At 30.3% G+C, this 19,237-nt stretch carries 19 protein-coding genes; 15 read left to right on the forward strand and 4 right to left on the reverse strand.

Translation table 11 applies throughout. The features are described 5' to 3' along the window. A partial coding sequence (locus QZZ53_RS02125; protein ID WP_296380957.1) for a transglutaminase domain-containing protein occupies window positions 1-555 on the reverse strand: 555 nt, incomplete at its 3' end. 31 nt (window positions 556-586) lie between these two features. On the opposite strand from QZZ53_RS02125, the gene QZZ53_RS02130 reads away from it, so the two are divergent. After that, window positions 587-955 (forward strand): DUF1801 domain-containing protein, encoded by a 369-nt coding sequence (locus QZZ53_RS02130; protein WP_296380960.1) that lies wholly within the window; start codon window positions 587-589, stop codon window positions 953-955. A gap of 242 nt (window positions 956-1,197) precedes the next feature. Here QZZ53_RS02130 and kdsA read toward each other — a convergent pair whose 3' ends face one another. After that, window positions 1,198-2,001 (reverse strand): 3-deoxy-8-phosphooctulonate synthase, encoded by an 804-nt coding sequence (kdsA, locus tag QZZ53_RS02135; protein WP_296381073.1) that lies wholly within the window; start codon window positions 1,999-2,001, stop codon window positions 1,198-1,200. A 140-nt stretch (window positions 2,002-2,141) separates the two neighbouring features. After that, a complete protein-coding gene (locus QZZ53_RS02140; protein ID WP_296380961.1) occupies window positions 2,142-2,501 on the reverse strand; it encodes a hypothetical protein in 360 nt (119 codons plus the stop codon). Between the two features lie 193 nt (window positions 2,502-2,694). Here QZZ53_RS02140 and typA point away from each other — a divergent pair, with 193 nt between their 5' ends. The 12 genes from typA to QZZ53_RS02200 all read left to right on the forward strand — a co-directional run bounded on the left by typA (window position 2,695) and on the right by QZZ53_RS02200 (window position 16,547). Continuing rightward, window positions 2,695-4,494: a translational GTPase TypA gene (gene typA / locus QZZ53_RS02145; protein ID WP_296380963.1), complete on the forward strand. Its 1,800-nt coding sequence runs from the start codon at window positions 2,695-2,697 to the stop codon at window positions 4,492-4,494. A gap of 148 nt (window positions 4,495-4,642) precedes the next feature. Then, the gene (locus QZZ53_RS02150) at window positions 4,643-4,855 is read left to right on the forward strand and encodes a hypothetical protein (RefSeq protein ID WP_296380965.1); all 213 of its coding nucleotides are present in this window, start codon (window positions 4,643-4,645) and stop codon (window positions 4,853-4,855) included. Beyond that, entirely contained in the window at window positions 4,845-6,227 is a 1,383-nt protein-coding gene (locus tag QZZ53_RS02155) for a class I SAM-dependent methyltransferase (RefSeq protein ID WP_296380967.1), read from the forward strand. Before QZZ53_RS02150 ends, QZZ53_RS02155 begins: the two co-directional genes overlap by 11 nt. Window positions 6,228-6,232: 5 nt before the next feature. Then, window positions 6,233-7,720, forward strand: coding sequence for a hypothetical protein (locus QZZ53_RS02160; protein ID WP_296380969.1), 1,488 nt, complete (start codon window positions 6,233-6,235; stop codon window positions 7,718-7,720). Window positions 7,721-7,809: 89 nt separating this feature from the next. Continuing rightward, entirely contained in the window at window positions 7,810-8,613 is an 804-nt protein-coding gene (locus QZZ53_RS02165; RefSeq protein WP_296380971.1) for a UbiA prenyltransferase family protein, read from the forward strand. Between the two features lie 9 nt (window positions 8,614-8,622). Further along, window positions 8,623-10,374, forward strand: coding sequence for a hypothetical protein (locus tag QZZ53_RS02170; RefSeq protein WP_296380972.1), 1,752 nt, complete (start codon window positions 8,623-8,625; stop codon window positions 10,372-10,374). 5 nt (window positions 10,375-10,379) lie between these two features. Beyond that, window positions 10,380-10,973 carry an HAD family hydrolase gene (locus QZZ53_RS02175; RefSeq protein WP_296380974.1) on the forward strand — a complete coding sequence of 198 codons (594 nt, stop codon included), beginning with the start codon at window positions 10,380-10,382 and terminating at the stop codon, window positions 10,971-10,973. A 59-nt stretch (window positions 10,974-11,032) separates the two neighbouring features. Next, window positions 11,033-12,010: a GNAT family N-acetyltransferase gene (locus QZZ53_RS02180; RefSeq protein WP_296380976.1), complete on the forward strand. Its 978-nt coding sequence runs from the start codon at window positions 11,033-11,035 to the stop codon at window positions 12,008-12,010. Next, window positions 12,007-13,104 (forward strand): DegT/DnrJ/EryC1/StrS family aminotransferase, encoded by a 1,098-nt coding sequence (locus tag QZZ53_RS02185; RefSeq protein WP_296380978.1) that lies wholly within the window; start codon window positions 12,007-12,009, stop codon window positions 13,102-13,104. Before QZZ53_RS02180 ends, QZZ53_RS02185 begins: the two co-directional genes overlap by 4 nt. Further along, window positions 13,105-14,415, forward strand: coding sequence for an O-antigen translocase (locus tag QZZ53_RS02190; RefSeq protein WP_296380979.1), 1,311 nt, complete (start codon window positions 13,105-13,107; stop codon window positions 14,413-14,415). A gap of 10 nt (window positions 14,416-14,425) precedes the next feature. Next, the gene (locus QZZ53_RS02195) at window positions 14,426-15,721 is read left to right on the forward strand and encodes an O-antigen translocase (RefSeq protein WP_296380981.1); all 1,296 of its coding nucleotides are present in this window, start codon (window positions 14,426-14,428) and stop codon (window positions 15,719-15,721) included. Further along, window positions 15,714-16,547 carry a phytanoyl-CoA dioxygenase family protein gene (locus tag QZZ53_RS02200; protein ID WP_296380983.1) on the forward strand — a complete coding sequence of 278 codons (834 nt, stop codon included), beginning with the start codon at window positions 15,714-15,716 and terminating at the stop codon, window positions 16,545-16,547. Before QZZ53_RS02195 ends, QZZ53_RS02200 begins: the two co-directional genes overlap by 8 nt. Here the strand turns inward: QZZ53_RS02200 and QZZ53_RS02205 are convergent. After that, a complete protein-coding gene (locus QZZ53_RS02205) occupies window positions 16,544-17,677 on the reverse strand; it encodes a glycosyltransferase (protein ID WP_296380985.1) in 1,134 nt (377 codons plus the stop codon). The two genes, QZZ53_RS02200 and QZZ53_RS02205, sit on opposite strands and share 4 nt — an antisense overlap. A 61-nt stretch (window positions 17,678-17,738) precedes the next feature. Here QZZ53_RS02205 and QZZ53_RS02210 point away from each other — a divergent pair, with 61 nt between their 5' ends. Both QZZ53_RS02210 and QZZ53_RS02215 read left to right on the forward strand, forming a co-directional pair. After that, window positions 17,739-18,800 carry a glycosyltransferase gene (locus QZZ53_RS02210; RefSeq protein ID WP_296380988.1) on the forward strand — a complete coding sequence of 354 codons (1,062 nt, stop codon included), beginning with the start codon at window positions 17,739-17,741 and terminating at the stop codon, window positions 18,798-18,800. 1 nt (window position 18,801) lies between these two features. After that, window positions 18,802-19,218: an FdtA/QdtA family cupin domain-containing protein gene (locus tag QZZ53_RS02215; protein WP_296380990.1), complete on the forward strand. Its 417-nt coding sequence runs from the start codon at window positions 18,802-18,804 to the stop codon at window positions 19,216-19,218. Window positions 19,219-19,237: the final 19 nt, after the last annotated feature.

The following is a 19,237-nucleotide window of genomic DNA, read 5'->3' on the forward strand; positions in this document are numbered from 1 at the left end:
AAAGAATTCAGAGTTGTACAAACTATTTCCAGTTGACCAGGTGACATCAATAAGGTGCCATTTGTCTTCTATTCTTACTGCGTTCCATGCATGATTTGAAGAATTTCTTTTTCTTCCAATTTCATTAGGTGAACGTTTAGCGAAGCCTGAGACAACAACAGAAATAATATCTAAATCTTTTAATACTTCTGTTAAGAGTTGAGAATATCCTTCACATATTGCAAACCTTTTTCTCAACACCTTTAGAGCATATTTTCTTTTAAGAGCATAAAACTTGGCTTCATAATCACTTTTAGATTTTGATTTGATCTTAAATGAATTTGGTTCTTTTCTAGATAATTTATAGTCATAAGTGATATTGTTGGCAATCCAATAGTAGGCTGCTCTTGTTTTATCTAAATCAGTTTTAAAATCTAACCGAATTCTACTAGCAAAATCTTCAATAGATTTAAATTTCTTAGGATAAGTAGATACAATAGAATCTATACTTTCATAATTCTGCGAACTAGTTTGCTGTATTGAAAATAGAAAAAAGACTAGTAATAATGTTCTCATAGTGCTAAATTAGACAAAAATTATTCCAGTTTTGAATCCAGCAGAAGCCTACATACTAAAACAGCCAGAGCCATATAAGTCTATATTAATGCATCTACAGGTTTTGGTAGAACATACATTGCCAGAAGCTGATTTGCTCTATAAATGGCGAATACCATGCTACTACTTTGGTAAACGACCAATATGTTATCTAAATCAATCAAAAGATTATATTGATGTTGGGATATGGCATTCAGCACATCTATCAAAAAAATGGGACAGTTATTTAATTACTGAGAAACGTAAAGTTGTAAAGTCACTACGTTATAAATCATTAGAGGATATAAATGATGAGATGTTCATTTCAATTATGAAAGAACTAGAATCTTTAAAAGATGAAGGATTTTATAAGAGGAGTTAATACTTAGCTTAAGTAGCAGCTGGAGGAAAGAATAAAATTCTATAGATTATAATAATTAAAAAAGATAAAAGCGCCACAAAGAAAATAGCACCTATAATTTTTAGAGGCCATACGATTCCTGCTGTTAGGTAAGAATCATTGTAGGTTTCTTTTAATATCCTTTGCCTTTCTTTTTTATTAGGATATTTAAATCTTAAAATAATATAACCTAAAGCAACTAGAAATAGGTCTCCCAAATCAATTTATAAATTATTTATGGTCTTTCTAATAGTTACCAAATTAGTTAATAACCCTTCCAAATTATCTAAATGCAACATATTGGCTCCGTCACTTTTTGCATTAGCAGGATCGAAATGTGTTTCTATAAATAAACCATCCACATTATTTACTACACCAGCTCTTGCAATAGTCTCAATCATATCTGGTCGTCCTCCTGTAACACCAATACTTTGGTTAGGTTGTTGTAGCGAGTGGGTTACATCTAAAACCGTTGGAGCGTATTCGCGCATTGTTGGGATACCTCTAAAATCAACAATCATATCTTGGTAACCAAACATAGTACCTCTGTCTGTAATCCATGCTTTTTCATTGCCAGCATCTTTTACTTTTTGCACAGCATGTTTCATGGCTTCAGGACTCATAAATTGTCCTTTCTTTAAGTTTACCACTTTTCCTGTTTTTGCTGCGGCAACAACTAAATCGGTTTGCCTAACTAAAAATGCAGGAATTTGCAATACATCTACATATTCTGCTGCCATATAAGCATCAGAAACTTCATGTATATCTGTTACGGTTGGGACATCAAAGGTTTCAGAAACTTTCTTTAGAATTTTTAAAGCTTTTTCATTTCCAATTCCTGTAAAACTATCAATTCTACTTCTGTTAGCTTTCTTAAAACTGCCTTTAAAGACGTAAGGGATATTTAGTTTATCTGTTATGGTAATCACTTTTTCAGCAATACGAAGCGCCATATCTTCACTTTCAATGGCACAAGGACCACAAAGCAAAAAGAAGTTATTAGAATCAGTGTTTTTTAATTTCGGAATAGTTATCAAAGCTTATGACTTAAATATTAAGCAGCAAAGATAGTATTTATCTTGGTTACTTTTTAAGCTAAGAAGTTTATCAAATTAGTAAAGAGTATGACTAGACCATTTTCTAACAGCGTAGTAATCCAGAATCTTTTTTAAAATACCTTTTTAATACTATTTCTAACAATCCAAAGCGACATCACAAAGTTACCAAACACCAAAAGACCTCCGTAGAAAAGCAGTTTTTTAGAAGATTCTGTCCAGTTTACAATATTTAATAAATCAGATAAATAGGCAAGAATTAAATAAGACGATAGGCAAACAAAAATAATACCTAGAGAGAAGTTTAATTTTTGACTAGGCTTAATCAGTTGCCATAAAAATGGGATACCAAATAATAATATTGGGTATGCAGAAATACCGTCACTTTTATTAATACCTGTAAACCAATAAACGATTACGGATAAAAAATAAAGATAAGGTACAAACTTGGTGTACTTGCTAATTGTATGCATCTGTTTTTATTTTTAGGGTTCAGACGTAAATAGCCCAATTAGCGATTGGTTTTTAGGGTAGGCTTTTTACTATTAATCATTATCAATAACGAAAGATACGAACTCAAATTGTCTAAATTTTAAATTATAACATATAATTAACGAAGTGAAAATAATAAAATGTACCTTTGCGCGCTTAAAATCAGCATATATTATGGCTAATATTAAAAATATTGCAATTATTGCACACGTCGATCATGGAAAGACAACTTTGGTAGATAAAATCATGTATCACTGTCAGTTATTTCGTGAAAATGAAAATACAGGTGACTTAATTCTAGATAATAACGATTTAGAACGTGAGCGTGGTATTACGATTACTTCTAAAAATGTTTCAGTTGTTTATAGAGATACTAAGATTAATATCATTGATACTCCTGGTCACGCCGATTTTGGTGGTGAAGTAGAGCGTGTTTTAAATATGGCCGATGGTGTTTTGCTTTTAGTTGATGCTTTTGAAGGTCCTATGCCTCAAACGCGTTTTGTATTACAAAAAGCAATTGACTTAGGTTTAAAACCATGCGTGGTTGTAAATAAAGTAGATAAAGAAAACTGTACACCAGATATAGTACATGAGAAAGTTTTTGACTTAATGTTCGAATTAGGTGCAGAAGAATGGCAATTAGATTTTCCTACAGTTTATGGTTCTGCTAAGAACAACTGGATGAGTGAGGATTGGCAAAATGAAACTGAAAACATTGAGCCATTATTAGATATGGTGATTGAACATATTCCTGAACCAAAAATTGAGGAAGGGACAACACAGATGTTAATTACATCTTTAGATTTTTCGTCGTTTACAGGTCGTATTGCGATTGGTCGCTTAACACGAGGTGGTTTAAAAGTTGGACAACAAATTTCTTTAGTAAAAAGAGATAAATCGATTGTAAAAAGTAAAATTAAAGAATTACACACGTTTGAAGGTTTAGGTCGTAAAAAAGTACAAGAAGTACAGACTGGTGATATTTGTGCCATTGTAGGTTTAGAAGGTTTTGAAATTGGTGATACTGTTGCTGATATCGAAAATCCTGAAGGTTTAAAAACCATTGCTATAGATGAACCAACAATGAGTATGTTATTTACCATTAACGATTCACCTTTCTTTGGTAAAGATGGTAAGTTTGTAACGTCTCGTCATATAAAAGATAGATTAACTAAAGAACTAGAAAAGAACTTAGCGCTTAGAGTTGAAGAAACTGATAGTGCAGATAAGTTTATGGTTTTTGGTCGTGGTGTATTACACTTATCGGTTTTAATTGAAACAATGCGTCGTGAAGGTTATGAGCTTCAAATTGGTCAGCCACAAGTAATCATCAAAGAAATTGATGGTGTTAAATGTGAGCCTTTTGAAGAAATGACAATTGATTTACCAGAAAATGTTTCGGGTAAAGCAATAGAAATGGTAACGATGCGAAAAGGTGACATGCTAAGCATGGAAGCTAAAGGAGATCGTATGGTTTGTGAATTTTTAGTACCATCTCGTGGTATTATTGGTTTAAGAAATCAATTACTTACAGCAACTGCAGGAGAAGCAATTATGGCTCACCGTTTTAAAGAGTATTTACCTATGAAAGGAGGAATTCCTGAACGTCAAAACGGATCATTAGTATCTATGGAAAACGGACAAGCAATTCCTTATTCTATTGATAAATTACAAGATAGAGGTAAGTTTTTTGTAAATCCAGGTGAAGATATTTATGGAGGTCAAGTTATTGGAGAAAATTCTCGTGGTGATGATATGGCAGTTAACGTAACTAAAACTAAAAAGTTGAGTAACGTACGTTCATCTGGTGCAGATGATAAAGCTAAGATTGTACCAGCTATTAAGTTTTCTTTAGAGGAAGCTTTAGAATATATTCAAAAAGATGAGTATGTTGAGGTAACACCAAACCATATAAGATTACGTAAGATCTTTTTAAGTGAAGTTGATCGTAAGCGTAACAAGAATATGTAATCTAATTGTTTGTCATTCTGAATTTATTTCAGAATCTCTCAGATGATTTATAATATATTAAAAGAGAAATACTGAAAAGTGTTTCTCTTTTTTAATTCAGTAAAATGAATAGCAACGACTAATTTTTTATATTTACCAAAATAACATTATGATAACGCTTTATTTCGATCCAGGTTTAGGAGCCATGATTATTCAAACAATCATAGCAGCAGTTGCAGGAGTAATACTATTCTCTAAAAACTTGATGTATAAAATTAAAGTTTTTTTAGGGATTACGAAGGACAATAAAAAAGATGTTTTTGATGATATTGATATTAATAAAGATTCTGATTTAGAAAATAAGAACTCTAGTGAACTCTAAAAATGCTCATTCTTCTTCATTTAGAGACCCATCGGGTTATGTTTTTACTGAAAATGGTAAAATAAAAAGAGCCATAAATCCCATATATTTTAAGCAATATAAAGCTCTTAGTGATAGTGGTTTTTATAATGATTTGTTTAAAAATAAATTATTAATAAAACATGAAGAAGTTGAAAAAACAGATGAGCAAATTATCATTTCCGCAGAGAAAATTCCGTTTATTACTTACCCTTATGAGTGGAGTTTTAATATGTATAAAGAGGCAGCTCTATTAACTTTAAAGTTACAAAAATATTGTTTAGAACATGGTTTTTCTTTAAAAGATGCCTCAGCCTTTAATGTTGCATTTCACAACGGAAAGGCCATTTTTATAGATACATTATCGTTTGATTTTTATACTGAAGATTCTCCATGGAGAGCATACAAACAATTTATTACTCACTTTTTTGGACCATTAGTGTTGGCTCATTATCATGGTGCTCAACAATTAAAATTATTAAGTAATTTTATTGACGGTATACCTGTTAAGATGCTAAGTTCATTATTACCTTTTAAAACCAAGCTTAACCCTCTGCTGTATTCTAATATTCACTTATTAGCTAAATTAGAAGATAAACATAACGAAGATTATAAAGGAGAATCGAAGGTTGCGTCTTTATCTAAAAAAGGTCAACTTAATATTATTGAAAGCCTTTATAATTATATTAAAAAGCTTCAATTAAAGGAACAGTCAGAATGGGGAAACTATTACGATAAAACGAACTATACTGATGACGCATTTATAGAAAAGTCTCAAATCATAAATGCTTGGATTAAGGCAATAAAGCCAGAACGATTAATTGATGTTGGTGGAAATGATGGCACTTTTGTAAGGCGAATTGATTTTGAAGTTAACAATGCGTTAGTCTGTGATATAGACAATAATGCAGTAGATTTTAATTATAAGACAATGAAGTTAAATAAAGAACAATTTATGCTTCCTTTTGTTTTAGATGTATTAAATCCTTCTGCTTCTATAGGACTAAATAATAAGGAGCGTGATTCATTTTTAAATCGCATAAGAGAGTTTGCACCCAATGTAACTTTAGCTTTAGCAGTAATACACCATATGTCCTTGTCTGGTAATGTGCCTTTTCGCAATTCTGCTCAATTTTTTAGCACATTCTCTAAGCATTTAGTTATTGAATTTCCTAAAAGAAATGACTCTTGGGTACAACGCTTATTAAAATCTAAAGGCGAATTTGAAAATCATTTTAGCTTTTATTCAATTGAAAACTTTGAAATAGCATATAGTGAGTTTTTTACTATAACAAAAAAAACACCTATTATTAATTCTGACAGAGTCATGTATTTATTAGAGGTTAAATCGTAAGTATCTTGAATAAAGGTAAAGACATATTTCTTCAAATTAAAAACAAATTGGTGCTTTTAGCCGCAGTATCAGCTGGCTTATATCCATTAATTAATCTTTATAAATCTAACCATACATTACTGGCATCGTGGTATCAATTTGTAGGCTTAATGTTTATTTTTATTGGCTTACCAATACTCGTATTTACAGTGATTATTTTAATTGCAAATAGCTTTGAAAGCTTAAAAAAATATAGAATTCAAATTTTAACTTTTATGAACCTAGCTGTTTTTGCATGTTTAATTGTACGTGGCTCATATGGTTTTAATAAAAAATTACTACTAGCCGTATTTTTAATAATGTTCGCTCTTAGCTTTGTTTTAAAAAAACATATAAAAAAGATTATAAAGTTTCAGTTTTTATTGGCTGTAGTCGGTTTATTTTTTATGATTCCTGTACTATCTAAATACTTAAACTATAATTCAGATTGGAAAACTCAAATAGATCATATTGAGAGTGTGAAATTTAAAACCAAACCCAATATCTATTTCATTCAACCAGATGGTTATATTGGACTTTCAGAAATAGACAAAGGAAATTACCGAAAAGACAATAGTGATTTTAATGCGTTTTTAGTTGACAATGATTTTAAATTATATCCTAAATTTAGAAGTAATTATTATTCTACATTGAGTTCTAATAGTTCTGTTTTTGCAATGAAGCATCATTATTACAATCATTCAGCAGATGTAGATTCAGAACTCTTATTTGCACGAGATGTTATCATCGGAGACAATCCCGTTTTGTCCATTCTTAAAAATAATGGATATAAGAGCAATTTAATAATGGAAAATGCATACTTACTAACAAGTAGACCTAAGAATAGCTTTGATTATTGCAATATTGATTTGAATGAAATTCCAATTTTAACAAATGGATTCGGTTTTAAAAAGGATGTTACTAGCGACCTAGAAATAGCTTTAAAGAATAATGGGAACAGCAATAATTTCTATTTTATAGAGCGGATTATTCCTGGTCATATTGCAACACTTCAATCTTACACAATGGGAAAAGAAGGGGAGCGTAACAAGTATTTAAAAAAAATAGATGAAGCCAACCTTTGGATAAAAGAAACCTTAGCACTTATTAAAAAGTATGATTCTAATAGTTTAATAGTGATTGCGGCTGATCATGGAGGTTTTGTAGGTTATGAATATTCCTCTCAATCACATGAAAAACCTAAAAATAGAGATAATACTTATTCCATGTTTTCTACGCTTTTAGCAATTAAATGGACAGAGGACGCTTCCCAATATGATAGAGACCTAAATACTTCTGTAAACCTATTTAGAACTGTATTCTCTTTTTTAAGTGAAGATAAATCATTGTTAGACAACTTTGAAGACGACAGAAGTTATTTAAAAGTTAGTGAAGGTGCTCCATTAGGAATTTATGAGGTTATTGACGACAATGATAATATGGTTTTCGAAGAATTAGAAAAAGATAAGAATTGATATTATGACAAATGATGAATAGATGCCTTGCTTTTATCTCACTAATAAGAGTTCAACAATGGATTAAAAACCTCTTTGTTTTTCTCCCTATGTTTTTTAATAAGCAGTTTGTGTCTTATGATAGCCTTTTTTATGCTACGATTGCTTTTTTTTCTTTTTCATTCGTTGCGAGTGCTATTTATTGTTTTAATGATATTGTTGATGTAGAATTCGATAAAAATCATAAAACAAAAAAGAACAGACCTATTGCAAGTGGTGTAATTTCTAAAAGAGATGCTATAATATGTATGCTTATTTGTATGGTATTAGGCTTTTTATTGTCTTATTTTTTTAGCAGATTTGGCTTGTTTTGGGTTTTAGTGAGTTATTTTATTATCAACGTTTTATACACACTTATTTTTAAGCAAATTATTGTCCTCGATGTTGTTTTAATAGCCACTAGCTTTGTTTTAAGACTATTAGCAGGTGGTGTTGCAACAAGCACAGAATTATCTCATTGGATTATAATTATGGTAGTTTTATTAGCTCTTTTTCTTGCCTTTGCCAAACGTAGGGATGAATTGGTTGTGTATATAGAAGAAAAGGTTTTGGTGCGAAAAAACATTGATAAATATTCACTTAAATTCCTCGATACCACCTTAAAGATTCTATCGTTGTTAATAATTATTTTGTATTTAGCTTATTCGTTTTCGCCAGAAATCAAGACTCAATTTAATAGCAGTTATATATGGTTAACATCTATTTTTGTAGTTTTAGGATTGTTTAGATATAATAAGTTGATAAAAATGAGACATAGTTCTGTCAATCCTACAAAAATATTACTAAAAGATCTTCCTCTACAACTTATTATAATTGGTTGGATAATTAGTTTTTATATTATCATATATGTATAATATTTAATTGTGAATTTAATTCAAAAACTTTCTAGAATTTATAAAAACTATACGCTAAGTATAACTTTAGGTTTTGTTTTAGTTGTTATGTTTTTGCTTGCTCTTCAGGGTTTTGATGTCGTTGACGAAGGCTGGTACATGACATTTTATCAGCAATTTTTCAATCATCCAGAATCTGTAGAATATAATTTTGCTTTTTACCTCACGGGAATAGTTGGTGGATTATGGTATGAGTTATTTCCAACGAGAGGTATCTTATCATTTCGGATTTTGGCTATGCTTTGTATTGTTTCAACTTTTGTAGTGTCTTTTAAAATACTATCCAAACATATTTCTAAGTATGCTGCAATACTAGGATTGTTGATGGTACTTTTTGTTAATGACTTTGGCTACTTGGCGTTTTACTATAATCATTTATCGAGTTTGCTTGCAGTGCTTACTATTTTCTTTTTATTGAGAGGGATTAATGAAAATCATATGTACTTAATACTGATAGCAGGATGTATAACGGCAATTAATGTGTTCTCAAGGTTGCCTAATATTACCTTATTTGCATTTGGTTTAGTCATTCCTTTGCAACTATTATTAACAAAATCTAAAAGTGTGAAATATTGCTTTAAACAGTTATTCGTTTATGGTTTTGGTGCTGTAGTTGGCTTTTGCTTTATGTATTTTGTTTTAGTTACGTTTGGTCACATTGACATAATGAGCAATGCTATTCTGGGAATTTTAGACAAAGGTCAAAATTCAGGAAGCAATCATAATTTGTCTAGACTTTTATCAGTTTATTTTAAGGATTATGGTTTGGTGATTAAGGCATTTTTAAAAATAGTTATAGCCTTTGTGATTTTATTACCTACCCAAAGACTACTGTTTAGATATACATTTTCAAAATTCATTTGGTACATTTTTGGTGTTATTTTATTTGTATTAGTTTTTAGAGTTAATGCCATTTATTCATTGTATGCATTAAGTTTTTTAGGATGTTTTAGTTTGGTATTAATGCAAAAAGTGAAATTAAATTATAAAGTATTAAGTCTTTTAGCATTAATTATGATGATGTTTCTTCCGTTAGGTAGTGATGGTGGTATTCATAATGTTGGTTATGTATGTATTTGGCTTTCATTTCCCTTATTCCTTTATATGATGGAAGAGAATTTTAATTGGGAACACAAAAATATTTCATTTAAAAAATTAGGATTACCCAAAGTGATTCCACTTTTGATTATTGGCTTTTTTATACTGAAGGCATATAAAATTTCTAAAGAAGCATATTTCGATATAGGTAATCGGTTTTATAAAACATATACTATAAATAACGACCTAGCCAAAGGAGTTTATACGACTAAAGAAAGAGCAAAAGTATTTAATGAGTTATTACCTGCACTTCAAGACTATATAAAGAAAGATGATTATTTGCTAGCTTACGACAAAATTCCAATGGTAAATTTCTTAACCGAAACAAGACCTTATATGTATAACTCATGGGTTTGGGTATATGATGGTGTCATGTTTCAAAAACAATTAGATAGAGCAGAAGATGAAATTGGTGTATTGCCAATTGTAGTTCAGCAAAAATTCGAAACTATTGTTGCATTTTCTGAACCTGTTTTAGATTACATGTCAGAAGAGAAAGAAGAAAATTATAAATATAATAAAGGACGTGTTATAGCAATGAATGATTTTTTAGAACGAAATAATTATGAAATAGTTTGGAGCAATACACATTTCAATATATACAAACCTAAAGGTGCTAATTAATAATTATGAAACGAATTGTAGCCTTTGATTTTGACGGAACCTTAACTAAAAAGGATTCCTTTATAGAATTTATAAAATTCTCAAGAGGGAAGGTTTATTTTTATTTTAGTCTTCCTTATATAGTTGTTGTTTGGTCTCTATCAAAGATAAAAGTGTTAACAACTCATAATGCTAAGGAAAAAATATTTATCTATTTTTATAAAGGTATGTCAAAGACAAAATTTGATAAATACTGTGATGATTTTATTGAATTAGTAAATGAGATACTACGAGATGATGCCAAATTCACGATAGAAAAGCATCTGAATAATCAAAGTAAAGTTCTTATTGTTAGTGCTTCAATTGAAAATTGGATACAACCTTGGGCAACTGCAAATGGTATAAAAACTGTCCTAGCAACGCAAGTAGAAATAGATAGTAGAGATAATTTAACTGGTAGATTCAGTTCCCTAAATTGTAATAAGGAAGAAAAAGTAAATCGATTATTGCAGAAATATCCTAATATCAAAGATTGGCACCTTACAGTTTATGGGGATACAGTTGGAGATAAAGCTTTAATGAAAATTGCTGATAAAGTATTTTACAAAACACTAAGCTGAAAACACTATATAGTCGTAAGATGTATAGCAGAGTAAAATAAATCTCATATTTTAGCATAATGCAACAGTTTATAGTCAAAACATACAAGTCTTCAGATAAGAATGCCTGGAACAGTTTTGCCTCAAAAAGTAACCAAGACACTTTTTTGTTTCAACGCGGTTTTATGGATTATCATAGCGATAGATTTCAGGATTTCTCTTTGATGGTTTATAAAAAAGATAGACTCATTGCGTTATTACCAGCTAATACCATTGAAAACATATTGCATTCTCACCAAGGTTTAACTTATGGTGGGTTAATTCATAGTAAAAATTTAAAAACGATAGAAGCTATAAATAGCTTTAAAGCTATTCTTAAATTTTTAAACGAAGCTAGTATAATAAGTATCACATTAAAGGAACTTCCAAGTATCTATTTACATAATCCAACTAACAATCCATTGGCATATATGTTGTTTAAGACTAATGCACAATTGTTAAGAACCGATTTGCATTCTGTTATAGATATGAGTCATAAGTCGTACTCTAATAGTAGAAAAGAAGGTTTTAAAAGAGGTGCTAAATCTAACCTTAGAGTTGAAGAGTCTGAAAGCTTTGATTTATTTTGGAAAGACATCTTAATTCCTAACCTAACATCCAAACATGGTGTAAAGCCCATACATAACTTAGAAGAAATAACACTTTTAAAGTCTCAATTTAAAAAAAATATTAGACAATTTAATGTTTTATGTAATGATAAGATTGTTGGTGGAACGACCATTTTTGAAACAGAACAAGTTGCACATTGTCAATATATTTCTGGTAATGCAGATAAAAATGAATTAGGAAGTTTAGACTTTTTACATCATCATCTTATTGAAACTGTATTTAAAAACAAACCGTATTTCGATTTTGGAACTTCTAATATTAATGCTGGTCAACAGATAAATGAAGGGTTGTTGTTTTGGAAAGAAGGTTTTGGAGCAAGATCCATACCGCAAGGATTTTATAAAATTGAAACTGAGAACTATAAATTATTGGAGGATGTAATGCTATGATTACCTTTTTAGATCTATATAAAATCAATCAACGGTTTCGTAATGAATTTCAGAGCGCATTTAGTAAAGCTTTAGACGATTCGCATTTCATTTTAGGCGAAAATGTTTCAAAGTTCGAAAGTGAGTTTGCAGATTACTGCGATACTAAACATTGTGTTGGTACAGCAAACGGATTAGATGCATTAACACTTATTCTTAGAGGTTATATTCAACTCGGAAAACTGAAAAAAGGAGATAAAGTCATTGTGCCTGCAAATACATTTATTGCAACGATTTTGTCTGTTTTGCATGCAGAATTAGTTCCGGTTTTGGTAGAGCCTAACCCAGAAACTTACAATTTGTCTGCTGATACTGTTAAAGAGCACCTTCAAGATGATGTTAAGGCTGTTGTAATGGTTCATTTATATGGACAATTAGCAGATGTTAAGGACTTAAATCAACTTACAGAGGAATATAATTTACTTTTAATTGAAGATGCAGCACAAGCACATGGTGCTTCTAGTGATATTGGTAGAGCAGGAAATATTTCGCATGCTGCCGCTTTTAGTTTTTATCCAAGTAAAAATTTAGGTGCACTTGGAGATGGAGGCGCAATTACTACTAATGATTCTGACTTGAACAAAGTTGTAAGATTGTTGCGTAATTATGGTAGCGAAAAGAAATATCAAAATGAAGTTGTTGGCTATAATAGTCGATTAGATGATATGCAAGCTGCATTTTTGAGTGTAAAATTAAAGTCCTTAGATGAAGATAATCAAAGGCGAAGAACTATTGCGAATCAATATTTAGATGGGATTAAAAATTCTAAAATAAGATTGCCGTTTTATAATGGTTCTGATAATCATGTGTTTTACGCATTCGTTGTCGAGGTAGATAATCGAGATAATTTTGTGCAATTCTTAAACAAGAATACTATTCAATCTTTAATTCATTATCCTATTCCGCCACATCAACAAAAGGCACTATCAGAATTTTCTTATTTAAAATTGCCACTAACGGAAAAGATTCATAAAAGAATTATAAGTTTGCCAATCAGTCCTGTAATGACAGATAAAGAAGTGCAAACTGTTATAGACGTTTTAAATACCTACTAATTGAAGAAGCTTTTTAATTATATAAATAATGAAGTTCTTGTAAAGGCAGCAAGCTTAAATACGGCTAATATAAGTGTTAAAATTATTGCTGGGATTTTAATATCTAAATTCATTGCTGTACATATTGGTCCACAAGGGATGGCACTGATTGGCAATCTAAGAAACTTTCTAAGTGTTATACAATCTATTTCTATCTCTGGTTTGTACAAAGGCGTAGTAAAAACTATTAGTAGATGTAAAACTAATGTTGCTGAACTAACCAAAACCTTGTCAACAGTTTTTTACTTCGGATTTTTCTCGTCTGTTCTTTTGGCTTTTATATGCTATTACAATGCAGAGTTTATTAATAATTTAATTTTTTCTACGAACTACAATTACACCTATGTTATTGAGACGTTAGCGTTAGTCTTGCCATTCTACGCCTTAAATATGTTTGTCTTTTCTATAATGAACGGGTTTTCTAAATATAAAATCTTAATTATAATAAATATTATAAGTCAGATTTTAGGGCTTTTAGTAACCTTACTTTTAATATGGCAAGAAAATATAGATGGTGCTTTAATTGCAGTAGTTATAACACCTGCACTTAACTTATTAATTACCATTGTTGGTATTGCGTTTAGACAGAATTTAATGGCGTCCCTTAAGATTACGGAGGTAAGTTTTTCAATATTAAATAAACTAAGTCCTTACATGATTATGGCTTTGGTATCTGCGATTGCTTTGCCTATTGTAATGATTATTATAAGAAATTATCTTATTGCAGAAATAGGAATTAAAGAAGCTGGTTATTGGACAGCGATGACACGTGTTTCAGATTACTATTTAATGTTCATCAATTCTTTAATGACGCTTTATATTTTGCCGCGTTTTGCAGAAATCAATTCACGTAAAACGTTTAGAAAAGAAGTGTTTAGTTTTTATAAAACGGTAATACCAATATTCGCTGTGATATTGATTATTATTTATTTCAGTAGGTCTTTGTTAATTAATTTACTGTTTACTGAAGACTTTAGACCTGTTGAAGATTTGTTTGGCTATCAAATTTTAGGTGATTTTATGCGTGTACTATCAATGGTTATTGCCTACCAGTTTTTAGCAAAAAAGATGTTTGCTCACTTCATTATTTTAGAGGTATTCTTATTTGTTATTATGTACTTCTCTAGTATTTATCTTATTGATGTTTTTGGTCTTAGAGGAGCTGTAATGGGACATTGTTTAAGTTATGTTATGTACTTCGGAATAATATTGTTACTTTTTGGAAGTTCCTTATTTGGTGTTCTTACTGAAGAAAACATGGACGAGTATTAAAGATATAATTGTGAAACTTCCAAAATTTATAAGTAATAACGTAGTGCTTAAGATTACTTCGCTTAATGCTGTTGTTATTACAATAAGGTTAATTGTTTCTGTATTTGTTCAGCGTTTACTCGCAGTAACAGTTGGTGAGGCTGGTATTGCTAGTATTGGTCAGGTTCGTAATATAATAGGAATGCTTACTAGTACATCTACACTTGGTACTTTTAGTGGAGTTGTAAAATATGTAGCTGAGTTAAAAGGAAATCACTCAGAGTTATCAAAAGTATTTTCAACAGCAACCCTATTTTTAATAATTGGATCATTGGTTTCTGCTGCTGTTCTATTTTTTGGGGCCGATTATTTCTCTGTTTATGTTTTTAATTCTAATGATTTTAAATATGTATTTCAATTACTAGCTGCTATTGTTCCGTTTATTGCATTTGGTAGATTGATAAGTGGAATAATAAGTGGTTTGTCTGATTATAAAAAATACGCTAAAATTGAGCTTATTGGTTACCTTTTGGTAACAGTTGTTCTTGTTTTTGGCCTCTATAATTATGACTTAAAAGGTGTTATTATAGCAATAGTTATTGCTCCAATAATTCAGCTAATAGTTTTAGGATTTATCTTTGGAAAAACCTTGAAAAGGCACATAAAAAGGGATACTTTCAAGCTGAGTTTTAGTTATAAAAATCAGTTACTTGCATTTACATTAATGTCTTTTGTGTCTTCTTTCTTAATTAATTATATAGAGTTAGATGTAAGAACATTAGTTTCTGATGAGATTAATATTAATGAAGCTGGTTATTGGACTGCAATAACCTTTATATCTAAAAATTATATGGTGTTTGCAACAGGATTGTTTACGTTATATGTTCTACCAAAATTTGCTGGTATTAACAATAAAACCGAATTTAAAAAAGAAGTATTTCATATTTACAAATCCATTCTACCTGTCTTCGCTTTAGGAATGTTATTAGTTTACTTTCTTAGGACACTAATTATTCAGATGATTTATCCAGATTTTGAAGGTATGGAGCCACTTTTTAAATGGCAACTATTAGGGGATTTTATTCGTTTGTGTGCTCTGGTTTTATCATATCAGTTTTTAGCAAAACGAATGGTGAAGAGTTTTGTGATAACTGAATTAATTTCTCTTGCATTATTCTATGGGCTTTCTACTGTATTTATAAAAACATATGGAACAGAAGGAGTGGTTATCGCCCATTTTGTGAGATACATAATTTATTTTATCATTGTTGCAATAGCTATTTGGATGTATTTTAGTAAGCAAGATAAAAATCAAATCGATGCATAAGATCTGTAGTTTATATATAGACAATCAACCTTTTCAATTTAAAGTTGAGGGTGATTTTTTTTGGGGAAAGCCAGAACTTTTATATGTAAATAAGGATAATGTACTTTCAAAAATGGATTGGGAAACTGAAGGTTTTAACGTGGTTAAAGCATTTGAAGGTGATGAATTTTTTAGGCTTCAAAATTCAATAAGAACAATTATCATTGATGCTCTAATAGAAAATGGTGTAGATACAGATGTTTCAACTTTTAAATTAAAGGATTATCACAAATTTGTTACGACCAAAGAGCTTCATAATAATGTCATTAATATTACTCGAAATTTAGAAGTTTCAGATTTTGATTTCGATATTGATTTGCTTGCCAAACGTTTTGGTGATATTTTAGGTTATGAATTAACATCTTGGGTAGAAGAACTTCAGAAATCACATATTCAGATTAGAATTAGTAGACCAAATTCACTAGATATTAATCCGCCTCATAGAGATGGTTATTTAAGTTATTGGGAAGATATTGTAAATGTGTGGTTACCTATTGAAGGTTGTAACGAAAAATCATCTTTACCAGTGTTGCCAGAAAGCCATTTGTTACCAGAAAATGAGATCTTAAGAACAGAGAGTAAAGGGGCTAAAATAAATGGAAATGTGTATTATGTGCCTTGTATTTTAGAAACCAAAGCTGGACCAATACAAATGATCAGACCAAATCCAAAAGAAGGTGAGGCTTTATTATTTACGCCATTTTTAATACATGGAGCAGCAGTAAACCAGAACGAAGATGTTACTAGAGTATCTTTAGAATTGCGATTCCCTAAAGTAAAAAGTTAAGACCATTTTTCTAGATATTGCTTGGAGCAGTTGATATGGTCATGGTGTATTTCTACAAACTCACGAGCATTTTTTGAAATTTTTATTAACTTCTCTGGGTTTTTAATCAACGATTCTAATTTTAAGGCGATAGCTTCTGCATTAGGTAAAGCATTAATGACGATTGTATCTTCTTCTACGTTATAGTAACCTTCCCATTCTTTTTCTGCTCCCGTAAACACAACCTTGCCTTTTGCCATGGCTTCTAAAGCATTAAAACCTTGGTCGTATGCATAGACTTGATCTAACAATATATGTGCTTTGTCAAAACTTGTGATGTAATCTTTGTATGGCAAGTTTTTGGCAACTATAATTTCTACTCTATCTGAATATTTTTGAGAGATAATATCTAATGCAGCTTCAAAAAGATCATTTCCTTTTTTGTAATAGTTGTAAGTATTAATGCCATGAAAAATTATAACCTTATCTTCAATTTTTGGAGCTTTATAAATAAGCTCACTTAAATCAATAGCATGTGGAATCATGCCTAAATACTTAGGATGATCTTGTAACGGAATATGATAATCTAAATCATTAGAAATCACACCTTCAATGGTTTTAAAAATACGCTTATGCAGTTTTAAATGTTCTGGTGTTAAATAACTTAGGGCTGGTGAGAAGTCTTGTTTAGAGCCCTTCTTCTCAAAAAATGGAGTTAGGATAGAATATCTAAATTTCTTGTCAAAAGCATAAGATACACTAGGATAATCTAATCCTGTGGATAGCAAATAAACTTTAGTGTTAAGCATGCTAATCCATTTAAAAATATCTTCTTGATCTGCACGATTAAAATCAAAAGGAGCTTCATTAATAAATTGAACGATATCAAAGCTTTTAAGCTCAGTTTTTTTTGAGATTAATTGTTTTTTTATGGACTTAGCCGTTAAATCTATACCAGTTATTTTATAAACAAGTATTCTGATTTTTTTTAAAAGAAATGTACTGTAGTTGTTTTTTAATTCTATATCAACATCTACTTTTTTAAACCCATCTGTAGTACTCACAACAATGACTTTATGGCCTAAAGTCTCGAGTCCTTTTTTTATATTCCAATGGGTTCTGTTAAATTCACCAAAAAGTAAGACTTTCATTTAATATATTTACATACCGTTAATGGATATGCAAAGTAAACATAAAAAAAGAATCTGTATTGTGTCTCGTTCACTAAGTGAGGGTGGAGCTGATAGAGTGGCTGCTATGCAATCTGTTTTTTTAAGCGATTTAGGTTACGAGGTTTTTATAGTTACTATTCTTAATAGTATTCAATACCCATTTAGAGGCGAGTTGTTAAATTTAGGCGAAATTAAAGAACAGAATGATACATTTCTAGGACGTTTTCAGCGCTTAAAACAATTTAAAAAATATTTAAAATCGAATAAAATAGACATAGTTATTGATCATCGCGTAAGGTCTAAACCGTTTTCAGAATATATTATTTCAGGATTTGTGTATCCAAAGAAAGTGGTATATATGGTTCATAATTACACTATTGATTTATATTTCCCCCCTTTTAGGTGGTTAACTAATTTACTATATAAACGTGCTAAAAGAATTGTGTCTGTTTCAGAAGGTATTGAGAAATTAGTGAAAAGAACTTATAATTTTAATAATCTTTCAACATTGTATAATCCCATAGATTTTGATTATATCAATGGATTGAAAAACGAATCAATTTCTCAATCATTACCTTTTGTTTTTTGGTATGGTAGATTCGAAGAAGAACAGAAAAATATATCCTTGTTAGTTGATGCGTATCAAAAATCAGATCTACCACAAAAAAGCATAAAACTAATTTTAATGGGTAATGGTAAAGATAAAGAAGTAATAAAAGAAAAAATTGCTAATTTAAAGATGGGTACTATGATAGAAGTTATTCCGTTTTCAATAAATCCATTTGCTTTTATTAATGCGTCTAAATTTACAGTCTTATCGAGTAGATTTGAAGGTTTTCCGATGACAGTTTTAGAATCATTGGCTTGTGGAATTCCTGTTATAAGTGTAGAATATCAAAATTATCAGGATGGAGTAATAGTTAATGAGCGCAATGGTTTATTGGTAAAGAATCATAATCCTGATGTATTAGCAAAAGCGCTAAATCGTTTTGTTGATGACGAAAAATTATATCTTAGCTGTAAAGCTAATGCAAAGCAGAGTGTAACGTCTTTTGCAGTTGAAAACATTGCTAAGCAGTGGGAAGACTTAATTGAAGCCTAAAATGAGAACAAAGATTGAAGATGTATCTGTAATTGAAATTCCACGAGTACACGATGAGCGTGGACTTCTGGCTGTGATTGAAGGTGATATTATTCCTTTTGAAATTAAGCGAGTTTATTACTTATATGATGTGCCTTCAGATGCTTTTAGAGGTGGACATGCGCATAAAAAATTACACCAATTAATAATTCCTCTCTCAGGTAGTTTTGATGTGCATATTAAGGATGGCGAAAACAAAAAAACAATTAATTCAAATAAACCACATAAAGGGTTGTTAATTGTACCAGGTATATGGCGCGAAATTGATAATTTTTCTTCTGGTTGTGTGTGCTTAGTACTAGCGTCTTCAGAATACGATGAATCAGATTACATCAGAGATTATGATGATTTTTTAGTCTTTAAAAAGCATCAGGTATAGCTTATTCTTAATAATATAT

It is taken from the genome of Winogradskyella sp. (assembly GCF_016744625.1).
Classification (GTDB): Bacteria; Bacteroidota; Bacteroidia; order Flavobacteriales; family Flavobacteriaceae; genus Winogradskyella.